This is a genomic window from Fluviicola taffensis DSM 16823, from assembly GCF_000194605.1.
Taxonomy (GTDB): domain Bacteria; phylum Bacteroidota; class Bacteroidia; order Flavobacteriales_D; family Crocinitomicaceae; genus Fluviicola; species Fluviicola taffensis.
This window is the reverse complement of sequence record NC_015321.1, coordinates 4,618,595-4,633,577: the sequence shown is the minus strand read 5'-3', so window position 1 is coordinate 4,633,577 and position 14,983 is coordinate 4,618,595. Positions and strand designations below refer to the sequence as shown.

Annotated in this window: 11 protein-coding genes; 8 read left to right on the top strand and 3 right to left on the bottom strand. The window is 36.5% G+C overall.

The window, feature by feature from the left end; genetic code table 11:
* Positions 1-391: 391 nt before the first annotated feature.
* From FLUTA_RS20360 to FLUTA_RS20350, 3 genes are read left to right on the top strand one after another with little or no spacing between them, the layout of a single operon-like run.
* Positions 392-808 (top strand): acyl-CoA thioesterase, encoded by a 417-nt coding sequence (locus FLUTA_RS20360; protein ID WP_013688801.1) that lies wholly within the window; start codon positions 392-394, stop codon positions 806-808.
* Positions 801-1,790, top strand: a complete 990-nt coding sequence (locus FLUTA_RS20355; RefSeq protein ID WP_013688800.1) for a formimidoylglutamase — start codon at positions 801-803, stop codon at positions 1,788-1,790. The genes FLUTA_RS20360 and FLUTA_RS20355 overlap by 8 nt, the downstream gene beginning before the upstream one ends.
* A gap of 16 nt (positions 1,791-1,806) precedes the next feature.
* A complete protein-coding gene (locus FLUTA_RS20350) occupies positions 1,807-4,050 on the top strand; it encodes a hypothetical protein (RefSeq protein WP_013688799.1) in 2,244 nt (747 codons plus the stop codon).
* A 20-nt stretch (positions 4,051-4,070) separates the two neighbouring features.
* Here the strand turns inward: FLUTA_RS20350 and FLUTA_RS20345 are convergent, their stop codons facing one another.
* Positions 4,071-4,661, bottom strand: a complete 591-nt coding sequence (locus FLUTA_RS20345) for a hypothetical protein (RefSeq protein WP_013688798.1) — start codon at positions 4,659-4,661, stop codon at positions 4,071-4,073.
* 134 nt (positions 4,662-4,795) lie between these two features.
* Between FLUTA_RS20345 and corA the strand changes: the two genes are divergently transcribed.
* A complete protein-coding gene (gene corA / locus FLUTA_RS20340; protein ID WP_013688797.1) occupies positions 4,796-5,806 on the top strand; it encodes a magnesium/cobalt transporter CorA in 1,011 nt (336 codons plus the stop codon).
* Here corA and FLUTA_RS20335 read toward each other — a convergent pair.
* Complete coding sequence (locus FLUTA_RS20335; protein WP_013688796.1) at positions 5,803-6,165, bottom strand: DUF6686 family protein; 363 nt, start codon at positions 6,163-6,165, stop codon at positions 5,803-5,805. The two genes, corA and FLUTA_RS20335, sit on opposite strands and share 4 nt — an antisense overlap.
* Before the next feature lie 171 nt (positions 6,166-6,336).
* Between FLUTA_RS20335 and FLUTA_RS20330 the strand changes: the two genes are divergently transcribed.
* The 3 genes from FLUTA_RS20330 (at position 6,337) to FLUTA_RS20320 (ending at position 12,384) form a co-directional block, all read left to right on the top strand.
* Positions 6,337-8,241 carry a DNA topoisomerase IV subunit B gene (locus tag FLUTA_RS20330; RefSeq protein ID WP_013688795.1) on the top strand — a complete coding sequence of 635 codons (1,905 nt, stop codon included), beginning with the start codon at positions 6,337-6,339 and terminating at the stop codon, positions 8,239-8,241.
* A gap of 1 nt (position 8,242) precedes the next feature.
* Positions 8,243-10,978, top strand: coding sequence for a DNA gyrase/topoisomerase IV subunit A (locus FLUTA_RS20325; RefSeq protein WP_013688794.1), 2,736 nt, complete (start codon positions 8,243-8,245; stop codon positions 10,976-10,978).
* A gap of 227 nt (positions 10,979-11,205) precedes the next feature.
* Positions 11,206-12,384: an AAA family ATPase gene (locus FLUTA_RS20320; protein ID WP_013688792.1), complete on the top strand. Its 1,179-nt coding sequence runs from the start codon at positions 11,206-11,208 to the stop codon at positions 12,382-12,384.
* A gap of 20 nt (positions 12,385-12,404) precedes the next feature.
* On the opposite strand, the gene FLUTA_RS20315 is transcribed toward FLUTA_RS20320, so the two are convergent.
* A complete protein-coding gene (locus FLUTA_RS20315) occupies positions 12,405-13,472 on the bottom strand; it encodes a fatty acid desaturase family protein (protein WP_043024487.1) in 1,068 nt (355 codons plus the stop codon).
* A gap of 234 nt (positions 13,473-13,706) precedes the next feature.
* Between FLUTA_RS20315 and rocD the strand changes: the two genes are divergently transcribed.
* Positions 13,707-14,948, top strand: a complete 1,242-nt coding sequence (gene rocD / locus FLUTA_RS20310) for an ornithine--oxo-acid transaminase (protein WP_013688790.1) — start codon at positions 13,707-13,709, stop codon at positions 14,946-14,948.
* The last annotated feature ends 35 nt before the right edge of the window (positions 14,949-14,983 follow it).

Sequence of the window (14,983 nt, the reverse complement as noted above, 5' to 3'; positions counted from 1 at the left end):
AAAAAATAATCAGCGTAATAGATTCATAGCTCAACTGTTAAGCCCTTGAATTTTTCAGAGAGCAAATATTCTCATAAAAAAGTGAAAAAAAAAGTTGAATAGGGGTTGATTATTTGAAAAGTTTTGCTTTGTATTGAAGTATTCCTTTAACACCATCTTCTTATTTTATTAAAATGTGTTGATTGTTCGATGAATAAGCAAATTTTATAGGTAAATGTTAAATTTTTTTATTCGAATAGAAAAATCGCCTTTCTTTCAAATGTACAAAATTAGCTTGTTAATAGCGCAAATTATTCATCTGTAAAGATAGTTTTAACAACATTTATTTTCTAACTCATAATCTGAAAAATAGTTACGACATTTAACCCGTTTTAATTCCAATTTTTTTTTCATGAAAACTTCATTTGAATTTCCAACAAAGGTCCGAGTTAGGTATGGCGAAACGGATCAAATGGGCTATTGCTATTATGGAAATTATGCAGCTTATTTTGAAGTTGGAAGGGTTGAAGCGATGCGATTTTTAGGAATGAGTTACAAAGATTTGGAAGAAAGTGGAGTAATGTTGCCAGTGAGTCATTTTGAAGTAGATTATTTCAAACCTGCGTTCTATGATGATGAATTAACTGTTTTAACTGCAATTACGGAACTGAAAGGCCCTCGATTGTTTTTTGAATATTCGTTATTTAACGAAAAGGAAGAATGTTTGTGTAAAGCAAAAACGACTTTGGTCTTTGTTTCGAAGGAGACCATGCGACCAATTCCGCCGCCAACTACTTTTGTTCAATTAATGGAAAAGCATCATGCTTGAATCAACTTATTTTAAGGTACAGTTTCCAGAAGATCTTCATTTGAAGCAGTGGTTAACGGAAAGAGATGGAGAAATTCGAATTGGCCAAAATGTTCTTTTTCGCTCCGTTGCTGGTTTAGAAGGTTGGAAGGAAAAGCGTTTTCATATTATCGGAATTAAGGAAGATATTGGTCCGCGTTTGAATGCGGGAAAAGGCGGTTCTGATTTAGCATTTGATGCTTTTATCACTCGATTCCTGGCTGTTCAATCCAATCAATTTTTGAGCGGAAATTCTATTTGCATACATGGATACATTTGTTTAAAAGAATCGATCACAGCAATTTCAAATATGCATGTTGATGACTTAGATTACCTGGTGTCGATTTGGGTTCAGGAAGTTGTTGAAGCTGGAGGAATTCCAATCGTAATAGGAGGCGGACATAATAATGCATATCCGATTATTAAAGGTGTTTCAGAAGCTATGTGTCAGCCAATTTCTGTAGTGAATTTAGATCCTCATGCGGATACAAGAGCTATGGAGGGCCGGCATTCAGGAAATCCATTTTCATACGCTTTTGAAGATGGTTTTTTGCAGAATTATTCGGTCCTTGGCCTCCATGAGTCGTATAATAATCAGTTTATTCTAGATCGCTTGCAAGAGATGAACGCCTTTTTTACGTTTTATGAATCGTGGCTTGAAAAGAGTTTTAAATTCCAAGCAGATATTGATAAAGTGTACGATACGCATTTTCAAGATTTGATGGGAGTAGAGTTGGATATGGATGCAATTGCTTACATGCCTTCAAGTGCATTTTCACCCTCTGGAATAAGTGTGGACCAAGCTCGAATTTATATCCGAAAAATGGCTTCTTTGGAAAAAGTGTGTTACTTACATTTGCCTGAAGCAGCACCTAAAAATGAGATGGAGGAATTAGTTGTTGGCAAGGCTTTGACTTATTTGGTAACAGATTTTTTAAAGGAATATCTGAAACATCATCATTAATTCGTATATTAAATTCGTGGCTTCACTCCGAGACATTACTTTCAGCACTTTAAGATTCCTAAGAGTCTTTTTTCCTCTTGTACTTTTGGTGCATCATTTGAAACATAATCTACTTGGATTATTCTATTGGGTATTCTTCTTTTTATTGATTTCAGATAAAATTGGAGTAGGATTTGGTTTGTCTTATTTGTTTTTATCTCCAGAATATCAAGGGAATACTAGTTTTTTCTCCTTTTTATTGATCGGATTTTCTTTTGGAGGCTTAACAATGGCTTTTCATTCGTATTCCTATATGCGCTTGGCTTCGAGATTTCCTTTTTTAGCAATGGTGAATAAGCCTTTTGTGCGCTTTTGTATTAATAACAGCATCATACCGATTATATTTATTAGTTACTTTTTGATTCGTGTAGTTCGTTTTCAGCGGATGGAAGAGTTTGAGTCGTGGACAAATGCTTTGTTTTTTGGGGCTGGATTTTTGGTAGGCTTTTTCTTGTTTGTTGGTGTGTCTTTACTCTATTTCTTTCCAATAAATAAAAATCTCTTCGAATTAAAAAGATACAATGAAAGTAAATCTACCAGAACTGATCGTTGGATGCGTTTTGGAAAAGGAAATCGGATTAAAGTAAGAAGCGCAAATAAACAACGATTGTATTTTTATGTGGGAAGAGGATTTCGAGTGCAGCAATGCCGTTCTACAAAACATTATGCGCAATCTTTGTTGCAATCCGTGTTTGATCAAAACAGGGTTTCAACAACCGTTTTTGAAATAACTACGATTTTAACATTCGTATTAATTGGATTGTTTGGAGGTAAAACATTTTTAGATGTGCCTGCTGGAGTTAGTGTGGTATTGCTCTTGACGATTTTGCTCATGCTGTTAAGTGCACTCATGACTTGGTTGAGAGTTTGGGCTTATCCAGTGATTATTGGATTGTTTCTAATCATGAATATGTTCTCCAAAAGCGGAGAGTTATTTCAATTTCAAACTCAAGCTTATGGTTTGAGTTATGATGACCCAGCTGTTTATTCCGATTCTGCGATTTTTGAATTGAGTAAGAATGCTGAACTTTGTAAGGATGATTATGATGATTACATCTGTTACTTGGAAAACTGGAAAAAGCAAACAGGCGAGGAAAAACCCTTAATGGTTGTTGTGAATACTTCTGGGGGAGGATCTAGAAGTGCTACTTGGGTTTATGAAGTGCTTCGAAATTGTGATTCACTAACCAAATTCAAATCCTCCAAGCATATAGCAATGATAACGGGAGCTTCAGGAGGAACTGTTGGAGCGTCTTATTATCGATCATTATTGCTTGAAAACCACCAAACTGGGAAGGTTAATTTTAACGATAAGAAGTATTTTGAAGAAATTGCTCAGGATTTATTAAATAAATTATGCTTTGCAGCCTCAACGAATGATTTGTTTTTCAGATATCAATCCACTTTTGAGAATTCGAAATATAGCTACGACCGAGCCATGGCATTTGAATCTGATTTGAATGAAAATACAGGACAGCGATTGAATAAACCGCTCTTGTATTTCAGGACGTATGAAAAACAAGGTATTATTCCGAATCTTATTTTAACGCCTTCTGTAGTAAATGATGGCAGAAGAATTATGATTTCTTCTCTGGGATTGAGTTTTTTAATGGATTCTGCTTCTCCTTCTCCAGAATCGAATCACATTCAAGAAAATATTGATATTCATTTGTTGCTCAAGAAACAAAAATCAGAAAGATTGCGTTTGTCTTCAGCGTTGCGTATGAATGCGTCATTTCCGTATGTACTTCCAATGACAAGTTTGCCTACCACTCCTGAAATTCAATTGATGGATGCTGGCGCGCGCGATAATTTCGGTACTAAAATAACTATTCAGTGGTTGAATAAGTTAGAATCTTGGATTAGTAAAAATACCAGTGGTGTGGTTATTCTTCAGATTCGTGATAATAAACGAATTATGTACAATGAACAAACGCGTTCCTTTGGACTTTTTGATAAATTCACGGCGCCTGTTTCAAATGTGTTTACCAATTTTCCGCGAATTCAAGATTATGATCAAGATGAATTGCTGAAGTTGATAATGAATAAATACGATGTGCCGATTCAAACAGTAAATCTAAATTTGAGAGAGTTGCAGAAAGACCGAATTAGTTTGTCTTGGCATTTAACCAAACATGAGAAACTAAAAGTTTTGGCGGCCATCCAACGTGTTTCAAACGTCAAAGAATTTAAGAGGTATCAACAACTTTTGACCAATTGAAAAGTGCAGCGAAGTCGAAGTTAGTCATGATCCCATTTTCTTTTCGAATCTCCTTTTGTTTCAATAATCTTCCAATTGTTTTTCAAGGCTTCTTTGAAAAGGTGTTTCCGAAATTTTCGGGGATAAATGAATTTCCAAGTCATCTTACTTCGAGATAAATCTTTTGTTACATCAGCTAGAGATAAAAGATGGTAGCAGGCGGCTGCACAACGCATTCCAAAAAATGCATAAGGATAAGGGCCTTCTTTCAAAAAGGATTTGGAATCGTTCAAAAGTTGCTGTTTTTGAGTTGAGGTAACTGGAATGAAAATCCGACAAGTCTTCAAAGTGTCACTTGAAAATGTTCTATAAAACCTCCGTTTGTTTGAAATGATGTATTTCCCTATATCTGAATTGATGTTTGTAGCCGCAACTCTTCCGCCTGGAAGAAAGTGCATCACGCTGTCTTCTCCGATTGTAAGTCCAATGTGTCCACCTAGTTTTCCGCCAAACCAATGTGCTCCATTTTTGGATAAAGGCTTGGAGCCATAAATAATCTCAACTATCAATGTGTCGGATTGAGAAATAGCTCTAAATGAAATAAAAAGTAGAATAATAGCAAGCGATTTCATGTGATTTTTTCTGAAGAATACAACTCTTATTGAAATCTGTTCAAACCTAAGATTTGATCTGTCTAATGAATTGATTGAAAGGTAATGTTTGGAGATTTTGAAATTCATAATTGGAAAAACGTTATTTTCGTTGTATGTCCGAAGTAGCACAACTATATAAGTACAATTTTGATGCTTATTCCCTAGAAAAGAACTCAGAGGATTATTTTGCTGATTCATTCAATCCTACTGAGGATATGAATTCGACTTACTGGTTGAATTTTCATTCAATGAAAAACAAAGAGGCGATTATTAAGTTGTGCGATAAGTTGTGTATAGATAAAATCCTTCAGGAAGATTTGTTTGAGCCAGAAAAACGAACACGTTTGGAGGAGTATTCAGATTATGTTTACTTCAGCATTGTTTCCGCATTACCTAAAGAAGGATTGAATAATTTCGATTTAAAGAAAGAGCGAATCAGTTTTATTATTGGAGATAATTACTTGATTTCTTTTCAGGAGAAGCCTTCAGATCACTTTCCGACGGTTCGCGAACGAATTGAATACAAAAGAGGGAAAATTCGTTACAAAGGCCCTGATTTCTTGTTGTTTCGAATGTTGGAAGCGATTATTGACAATTATTCAGAAGTTGTTGAGGAGATTGGAGTGAATATTGAATTACTAGATAAAATCGTATTGCGAGATCCAAAGAGTGAAGTGCTTCGAAAGGTTGAATGGGAAAAGAGAAAGTTGTTAGATCTCCGAAAAATTGTCTTTCCAATGAAGGATTTGATGGGGCAATTGGACCGTGTTGAAAACGAGCTGATTATTGAAGATAACATTCATTATTTCAGAGAGTTGAAAGATACTTGTTATGGATTAATTGAGGAAATAGAAGCAAAAAAACAAATGCTTGATGGTGTTGCGAATCTGTATTATGCTATCCAGGGACAACGAATGAATGAAATTATGAAGGTGCTAACTGTTACAAGTGCCATTTTCATTCCCTTAACATTTGTTGTTGGTGTATATGGAATGAATTTTGAAAACATGCCTGAATTATCCTCGAAATATGGCTATTTCATCATTTGGGGTGTCATGATTTTGATAACGGCAGCCTTGGTTTTTATCTTCTGGAAAAGAGGTTGGTTAAAGCGAAATACCTAGGATTGCTCAATAAATTCATTCGCGTAAAGCAAAAAGCGAGATTCTTCTAGTAAATCATACAATTTCATCCATTCTTTGTGGTTGAATGCTAGGATCATTTTAGAATTATCCGTGTGCATGTAGATCTTTTCCTTTGGTTTTTCATCCTTGTTTGATAAGTTCTCATTCTTCAGAAGCTTTGCTTCCTCTTCTTCGTAATGCATGGTATGAATGCTGTGAACTTGCTCTGAAAATCGAATAAACTCAGCGTAAGAGAGAATGAGCACCACGCTTCCGAATCCCAAATGAAATTGTTCACAGTTCTTACATTGAATTAGGCAGCCAAATGAGTTGTTGCTGATAGTTTTGTAATGGCACATGTTGTTTGTTTTAGGTAAAATTATTACTTAGAATAATTCTAAACAATACCCAGAAAGTGGTATAATCTATCGGAGGGAAATTAACCTTACATCGTTCATAACTCTTATTAATTACCTGTTTAATCAAAGCTTTCTGATTGTATCTTTGATACTTGCACAGAATCCGTTATTATGGCTGAAAATCAATATACTGAAGACAATATACGATCTCTTGATTGGAAGGAACATATTCGACTAAGACCTGGTATGTATATCGGGAAATTAGGAGATGGTGCTTCTGCAGACGATGGGATTTATATTTTGGTGAAGGAGATTGTCGATAATTCCGTGGACGAATTCGTTATGGGGAATGGAAAACGTATCGATATCAAAGTGAAAGATGGGAAAGTTTCTGTTCGTGATTATGGACGTGGAATTCCATTGGGGAAAGTGATTGAATGTGTTTCTCAGATCAATACTGGTGGAAAATACGATTCCAAGGCCTTTAAAAAATCAGTTGGACTAAATGGAGTAGGAACCAAGGCTGTAAATGCGTTGAGTGATTATTTTATGGTTTATTCGGTGAGAGAAGGACAAAAGAAACAGGTTGTTTTTTCTAGAGGGGAATTAACCGAAGATTTGCCTTTGAGTAAAACAGATGAGGTGAATGGAACTTATTTTGAGTTTATTCCTGACGAATCCATCTTCAAGAAATTCGCGTTCAAGATGCCTTACCTGATCAAGATGTTTTGGAATTATTGCTACTTGAACCGCGGTTTGGCGATTTACTTCAATGGCGAAAAATACCAATCGAAAGACGGGTTGAAAGATTTGTTGGAAGATAATATGGATGGAGATCCATTATATCCAATTATTCACTTGGAAGGTGACGATATCGAAGTTGCTTTTACCCATGGAAAAACATACGGAGAGGATTATTATTCCTTTGTGAATGGTCAGCACACAACACAGGGAGGGACGCATCAAAGCGCTTTCCGTGAGTCCATCGCAAAAGTGATTCGTGATTTTTACAAGAAAGATTACGATGCTTCAGATATTCGTCAATCTATCGTTGCTGCAATTGCCGTGAAAGTAATTGAACCAGTATTTGAATCTCAAACAAAAACGAAATTAGGTTCTCAGGAAATTGAACCAGATGGAAAATCCATGCGAGCTTTCATCAATGATTTTCTGAAGGATAAATTGGATAATTACTTGCACCGTCATCCAGATGTTGCGGATACACTTGAAAAGAAGATTAAGCAATCGGAGCGCGAACGCAAAGAATTGTCAGGAATTCGTAAACTAGCTCGTGATAGAGCGAAGAAGGCGAGTTTGCATAACAAGAAACTGCGCGATTGTAGAAGTCATCTAACTGACTTGAAAGATGAAAAACGTGAAATGACTACGCTTTTCATTACTGAGGGAGATTCAGCGAGTGGATCAATTACCAAGTCAAGAGACGTCAATACACAAGCCGTTTTCTCATTGCGCGGGAAGCCTTTGAATTGCTACGGATTAACCAAAAAAGTGGTTTATGAGAACGAAGAGTTTAACCTCATTCAAGCTGCTTTGGACATCGAAGAAGACATGGATAACCTGCGCTACAATAACATTGTAATCGCAACCGATGCCGATGTTGATGGAATGCATATTCGTTTACTTCTCTTGACGTTCTTCTTGCAATTTTTCCCAGATTTAGTGAAGCGGAATCATGTTTATGTACTTCAAACTCCATTATTCCGTGTTCGAAACAAGAAAAAGACGATTTACTGTTATTCGGATGAAGAACGCCGAGCAGCTATTTCTGAATTAGGGAAAAATCCAGAGATAACTCGATTTAAAGGATTGGGAGAGATTTCGCCAGATGAGTTCAAGCATTTTATTGGTGATGATATTCGTTTGGAACCAGTTCTCTTAACTAAAGATGCATCCATTGATTCGATTCTATCTTATTTCATGGGGAAAAATACGCCAGAACGCCAAGATTTTATCATTGAAAACTTGCGTGTTGTGAAAGATGATGATAAGAATGTGGATCTGGAAGATTCCCAATCAGAAGATGAAAATACAGAACCAATAGAAAAAGCTTCTTAAGATGAGTGAAGATGAAATTGGACCGGTAGACCCGGAAAATGAGAATTTAGATAATGATAACAATGGAGATGAAGGTCAAGAATCTTCCGATTCAAGTCCTTTTGAGAAAAATCATGTAGATGAAAATATCATTCCACTAAGTGGTCTGTATGAGAATTGGTTCTTGGATTATGCTTCTTACGTAATTCTTGAGCGCGCTGTTCCCTCTTTACACGATGGTTTTAAGCCAGTTCAGCGACGAATTCTACATTCCATGAAAGAATTGGATGACGGACGTTACAACAAAGTCGCGAACGTAATCGGAAATACCATGAAATATCACCCGCACGGTGATGCGTCTATTGGTGATGCCTTGGTTCAACTCGGACAAAAAGAATTATTAATCGATTGTCAAGGAAACTGGGGAAATACGTTGACGGGTGATGGTGCAGCTGCTCCTCGTTATATCGAAGCGCGTCTTTCCAAGTTTGCTAGTCATGTGGTTTTTAATCCAAAGACTACAAGCTGGCTATTGAGTTATGATGGTCGAAACAAAGAGCCTGATAATTTGCCCGTAAAATTCCCAATCTTGCTTGCTCAAGGTGCTGAAGGAATCGCTGTCGGAATGGCTTGTAAGATTTTGCCGCATAACTTCATCGAATTAATCGATCAGTCGATCAATCATTTGCGCGGAAAGAAAATTGAGATTTTTCCCGATTTTTTGAATGGTGGAATGGCGGATTTTACCAATTACAACGATGGTTTAAGAGGTGGAAAAGTGCGTGTTCGAGCTAAGATTAAAAAGGTCGACAATAAAACATTGATAATTAATGAAATTCCTTTTGGTTGCACAACGACTTCTTTGATTGAAAGCGTTATAAAAGCAAACGACAAAGGGAAAATTAAGATTAAAAAAATTGAAGACAATACGGCTGCAGATGCAGAAATTGTGATTCATTTGGCTCCTGGTGTTTCTCCAGATAAAACAATCGATGCTCTTTATGCGTTCACGGATTGTGAAGTATCGATTTCTCCCAATGCTTCTGTAATTGATGGTGATACTCCTCGATTTATGGGAGTAACTGAGATTCTGAAAGTGAATACAGACAATACTGTTACTTTACTTCGAAAAGAACTCGAAATTCGATTGGCTGAATTGGAGTCTCAGTGGCATTTTTCAACGTTGGAAAAAATCTTCATTCGCGAAGAAATGTACATTGATTTTAAGTTGTATTCAGACAAAGAAGGTTTGTATCAATACATGTACAAGCGGTTTGAGAAATTCAAAAAGCAATTTGTTCGTGAGATCATAGATGAAGATTTACAGCGTTTGACTCAGATTCCAATGATTCGTATTACACGTTTCGATTCAGATAAAGCAGACGACTTGATAGCAAAGTTGGAGGCTGAAATGGAAGAGGTGAAGAAACATTTGGGTAATTTAATCGAGTATGCTATTGAGTATTACAAAGATTTAAAAAAGCGTTTTGGAGCTGGTAAAGAGCGAAGAACTGAAATGAAAGTTTTTGACAATATTGCTGCTTCGAAAGTAATTATTGCCAATCGAAAGTTATATGTAGATATCGAAGAAGGATTCATTGGTTGGGGCTTGAAAAAGACCGAAGCTGTCAATGATTGTTCTGAAATTGATGATATTATTGTTTTCTTCGATACCGGAAAATTCATTGTTACAAAAGTTTCTGAAAAGAAATTCGTAGGCAAAGGGATTGTACATGCTGACGTATGGAAAAAAGGCGATAAACGCACAATCTATCACGTAATGTATCAAGATGGTGCTGGTGGAGCAACAATGATGAAACGGTTCTTTGTGAATTCAGTAACGCGTGACACCGAATACGATTTAACACGAGGAATCAAAGGATCTAAGCTCTTGTATTTCTCCGTTCATCCAAATGGAGAGCGCGAGGTTGTTTCAGTAATGCTCCGACCAAGGCCACATTTGAAGCGTTTACGGTTCGATATTGACTTGGGAGATTTGCTAATTAAAGGTCGCCAGTCTGCTGGAAATCGGGTTACAAAAGAAATTGTTCAAAAGATCACTCAGAAAGAAGTTGGAGGTTCCACATTAGCCGCTCGTAAGATTTGGTACGATACCGTTGTTGGAAGATTGAATGACGAAGGAAGAGGGAAATTTTTAGGCTCGTTCAAAGGAGAAGATCGGATTATGACTTTGTATAAGAATGGAGACTACCGATTGACTACTTTCGATTTGGCAAACCACTTTGATGAAGACATGATCCATATTGAAAAATGGGTTCCAGACAGACCAATTTCTGCTGTTTATTACGATGGAGAGAAGGATTTGCACTTTGTGAAGCGGTTTACTTGTGAAATCACAACAGATAAGAGGGTTTCATACATTTCTGAAACAGAAGGATCTTATCTAGATTGTGTTTCTACAGCATACCAGCCAGTTGTTCGAATCGTTTACAACAAGCTTTTAAAAGAAACGAAAAACCTTCCAGATAACGAGGTTGCTTTGGCTGATTTCATCGATGTGAAAGGAATGAAAGCGCAAGGAAATCAACTAACGAAATTAAAAGTCAAGGAGGTTGTATTAACACATGAAATTGAAGGTTCTGAACCTTGGCCAAATGAAGACCCATTGGAATTGGAAATCGATAATTCGGAAGAGGATTTGGACGGAGAAGATTCGGAAGATGGAGATAATCCAACAATTGAGTGGGACTTGACAAAAGGCCCTGATGATCCAGATGATCAACCAACATTGTTTTAGATAAATAGAAAGTCTCCGTTGTAGCGGAGACTTTTTTGCTTCTAATGGAATTGAACGTAATCGAAGTTATATCTTCCTAATTGGATCATGTAAAATTATACCTTTTAGTATTATACTTAAAGGTACAATCATGAAATACAACAAAATAATTGAGAGTGATAATATTGTACCTTTGAGTATAATACCATTTGGTAATATTTCATTATTTTTAATAAAAATTGATTGAGATGAAAGAAATCTATTCACCATTTATTTTCGGAAATACAGTAAGTACAGAAGCATATACGAATCGAGAAGATGAAGCATATAGGTTAAAACAAAACTTAATGGGTGGAATCAGTACGATTCTTATTTCACCGCGTAGATGGGGGAAATCGTCTTTGGTAGAGCGTGTTATTAGTGATATCAATCAATCCGAAAAAAAATGCAAAACAGTGTTACTCGATTTGTTTACTGTCAATAACGAAGTAGAATTCTTTGAGTTATTTACACGTGAAGTGATTAAGGCGACTTCTACCAAATGGGAGGATTGGCTTGCCGATACTAAGAGTTTTTTATCCAATTTAGTGCCAACAGTTAATGTTGGAATTAATCCTCATTTAGATTTCAATATTAAATACCAACACGAAAAAGTACACGAGTTTGCAGATGAAATTTTGAACCTTCCTGAGCGAATTGCAAAAGAAAAAGGGATTCGAATGGTGATTTGTCTGGATGAGTTTCAGAACCTGACAAATTTAGTAGGTTACGAGCCGCTAGAAAAGAAGATGCGCGCAATCTGGCAGCGCCAAAAATTAGTTTCATACTGCCTTTTTGGAAGTAAACGACACATGTTGGAGGAAATATTCAATAATCCATCGAAACCTTTTTACCGCTTCGGAGATTTAATGTTATTGCCCAAAATCAAAGAAGAAGCTTGGGTTAAATTCATTCAATCAAGTTTCAAAAAGACAGGTAAACAAATTTCAAAAGAGATCGCTACGATTATCCCGCGTCTGATGAAAAATCATTCGTGGTACGTACAGCAATTGTCTCATTATGTCTGGAATCAGAGTCGTTTGGAGTCTGTGGATAAACAAGTTATTCAAATTGCACTAACGGAGCTCATCTTTGCCAATCAACCTCTCTATCAAAGAGAGATAGAAGGGATGAGCACAACTCAAATCAACTTGCTGAAGGCCATTCATCAGCGGGAAAAACAATTGACATCAACCGATGTTATGCGCAATTATGGATTGGGAACACCTAGAAACGTTTCGAAAAACCGATTGGTTCTCGAAGGTCGAGACATGATTTTGAAAGATGAAACGGGAATCTATGAATTTTTAGATCCAGCTTTTGAAATTTGGTTCCGGAAACATTATTTTCAGACTCCATGGGAAGTGGATTTTTTGCTGAATAAATAACTGGATTTTAGAATAGAATTTTATTCTTTCCCCAAACGTTTCATGTGTCTGAAATGAGAAGCTATTGCTTCACCAGTACTTGTGTATGAATAGTAGGTAACTCCAAATTCAGCACAAGTTTTTGCTACAATTTTCTGAATTTCTGGGTAATGAACATGTGAAATGCGTGGAAAAAGGTGATGTTCAACTTGAAAGTTCAAGCCGCCAACTAACCAGCTTACTAATTTGTTGTCAACCGCGAAATCACTCGTTGTAGCTAATTGATGTACAGCCCATTCATTTTCAACCATCAATGATTCATCTTCTGCGTGTTCAAATTCCACATTTTCAACCACATGAGCCAATTGAAAAACAAATGACATCGTTAATCCAAGCATCATGTGCATCAACGTGAAACCAAGAATAGTCCAACCGATTCCCCAAACAAACGATGGAAGAACCAAATACAACCCGAAATAGATAATACGCGTTGTCCAAAACATCACATGATCAATTGGTTTCATCTTTCCAACCTCTACATTGAAACGTGAACCTGTAATATAATCTTGAAAATCCTTTACCAAAACCCAGTAAATAGTAGAAATGCCATACAAGAATGGCAAGTAAATGTGTTGAAAACGATGTGCCTTATAACGTGGTTGTGTTTCGCTCATACGTAAAAATGGAGTCTTCGAAATATCGTCATCAATTCCATCAATGTTCGTATAAGTATGGTGAACTAAATTGTGTTTTTGTTTCCACATAAATGCATCACTTCCCAGAGCGTTCATGGAAAGACCAAAGAAATAATTGACATTTTTATTGCTAGAGAAAGCTTCGTGGTTAGCATCGTGCATGATATTAAAACCAACCAATGCCTGAACAAATCCTAATGATGCGGATAAAAGAAGCGCAACATATCCTGGAATTGGAAGCAACATGATTGAACAATAAATAGCAATGTATGTTGTGATAATGATGGTTGTCTTTAAATACAATTTCCAATTTCCAGAAGTTTCTAGTTGATTTTCATCAAAATAATTCTGAACCGATTTTCTCAGTGAGGAAAAGAATTCGCCCTGAGGCTTAGAAAACTGAACTTTTTTCACGACTAATTTGATTTTGGATATAATTACAAAGTTAAGAAATAAAAGTGTTCGTTTTTGATCAATTTTGCCCACAGAGATTGATTTGAACAACTTCGATTGAATATTGGTCTTTTTTAAAAATGAATATTTACCTATCTTTGCTTTTCCCAAGGATGATTTCTCTCCTGCGACTGCAAATGAGGAAAGGATGATTGCTCTCCGTGACGAGTGAAAGTAGCTTTAAAAAGGAATATTATGGTAGCAGTAGACAAATTGTCATCAGAGGAATTGATGCAATTAGAAGATCGTTATGGAGCGCACAATTATCATCCGCTTCCAGTCGTTCTTGCAAAAGGAGAAGGGGTTTATGTTTGGGACGTTGAAGGAAAAAAATACTTTGATTTCCTTTCAGCATATTCAGCTGTAAATCAAGGGCATTGTCACCCGAAAATTGTAAAAGCATTAACGGATCAGGCTCAAACATTGACCTTAACCTCACGCGCATTTTACAACGATACATTGGGTGTTTATGAAAAATTCGTAACCGACTATTTTGGTTTCGATAAAGTTCTTCCAATGAATACGGGGGCTGAGGCAGTGGAAACGGCTATCAAGATTGCGCGTAAATGGGGATATGAAAAGAAAGGTGTTGCTGAAAATCAAGCGCAAATTATTGTGTGTGAGCAAAATTTCCACGGTAGAACAACAACCATCATCTCTTTCTCGAGTGACCCGGATGCAAATACCAATTTCGGACCGTTTACTCCAGGATTTATTCGTATTCCATACAATGATCTAGACGCATTAGCTGAGGCAGCGAAACAACCAAATATCATCGGTTTTTTAGTAGAACCTATTCAAGGAGAGGCTGGAGTATATGTTCCCGCAGAAGGTTATTTGGCTGGGGCAAAAGAAATTTGTTCGAAGAATAATATTTTGTTTATCGCTGATGAAGTTCAAACTGGAATTGCACGAACAGGAAAACTATTGGCTGTTGATCATGAAAATGTAAAACCAGATATCTTAATTCTTGGAAAAGCAATTTCAGGAGGAGTTTATCCAGTTTCTGCAGTTTTTGCCAATGACAATATCATGATGGTGATCAAACCAGGTCAACACGGGTCAACTTTTGGAGGAAATCCATTGGCGGCAAAAGTGGCGGTTGCTGCATTAGAAGTCGTGAAAGACGAAAAATTAGCTGAAAATTCTGAACGATTGGGGCAATTATTCCGAGCAGAAATGAATCGTATCATCGAAAAGTCGGATTTGATTCTAAAAGTGCGTGGAAAAGGATTGTTGAATGCAATCATTGTAAATGACACAGAAGATAGTAAAACTGCTTGGAATTTGTGTGTGGAATTGAAAAACAACGGTTTGTTGGCTAAACCAACTCATGGAAATATCATTCGCTTTGCACCACCATTGGTTATGACCGAAGAGCAATTGATGGAATGTGTTGCAATCATTGAAAAAACGATTCTTGAGTTTAAGAAGTAATATGCAATAAAGTAATTGTAAAAATCCTTCTGCTA

Bases quoted from the DNA above. Each gene is read 5' to 3' on its own strand.
- FLUTA_RS20320 (WP_013688792.1), top strand. From the start codon at position 11,206: ATGAAAGAAATCTATTCACCATTTATTTTCGGAAATACAGTAAGTACA.
- FLUTA_RS20355 (WP_013688800.1), top strand. From the start codon at position 801: ATGCTTGAATCAACTTATTTTAAGGTACAGTTTCCAGAAGATCTTCAT.
- corA (WP_013688797.1), top strand. From the start codon at position 4,796: ATGTCCGAAGTAGCACAACTATATAAGTACAATTTTGATGCTTATTCC.
- FLUTA_RS20330 (WP_013688795.1), top strand. From the start codon at position 6,337: ATGGCTGAAAATCAATATACTGAAGACAATATACGATCTCTTGATTGG.
- FLUTA_RS20325 (WP_013688794.1), top strand. From the start codon at position 8,243: ATGAGTGAAGATGAAATTGGACCGGTAGACCCGGAAAATGAGAATTTA.
- rocD (WP_013688790.1), top strand. From the start codon at position 13,707: ATGGTAGCAGTAGACAAATTGTCATCAGAGGAATTGATGCAATTAGAA.
- FLUTA_RS20335 (WP_013688796.1), bottom strand. From the start codon at position 6,165: ATGTGCCATTACAAAACTATCAGCAACAACTCATTTGGCTGCCTAATT.
- FLUTA_RS20345 (WP_013688798.1), bottom strand. From the start codon at position 4,661: ATGAAATCGCTTGCTATTATTCTACTTTTTATTTCATTTAGAGCTATT.
- FLUTA_RS20360 (WP_013688801.1), top strand. From the start codon at position 392: ATGAAAACTTCATTTGAATTTCCAACAAAGGTCCGAGTTAGGTATGGC.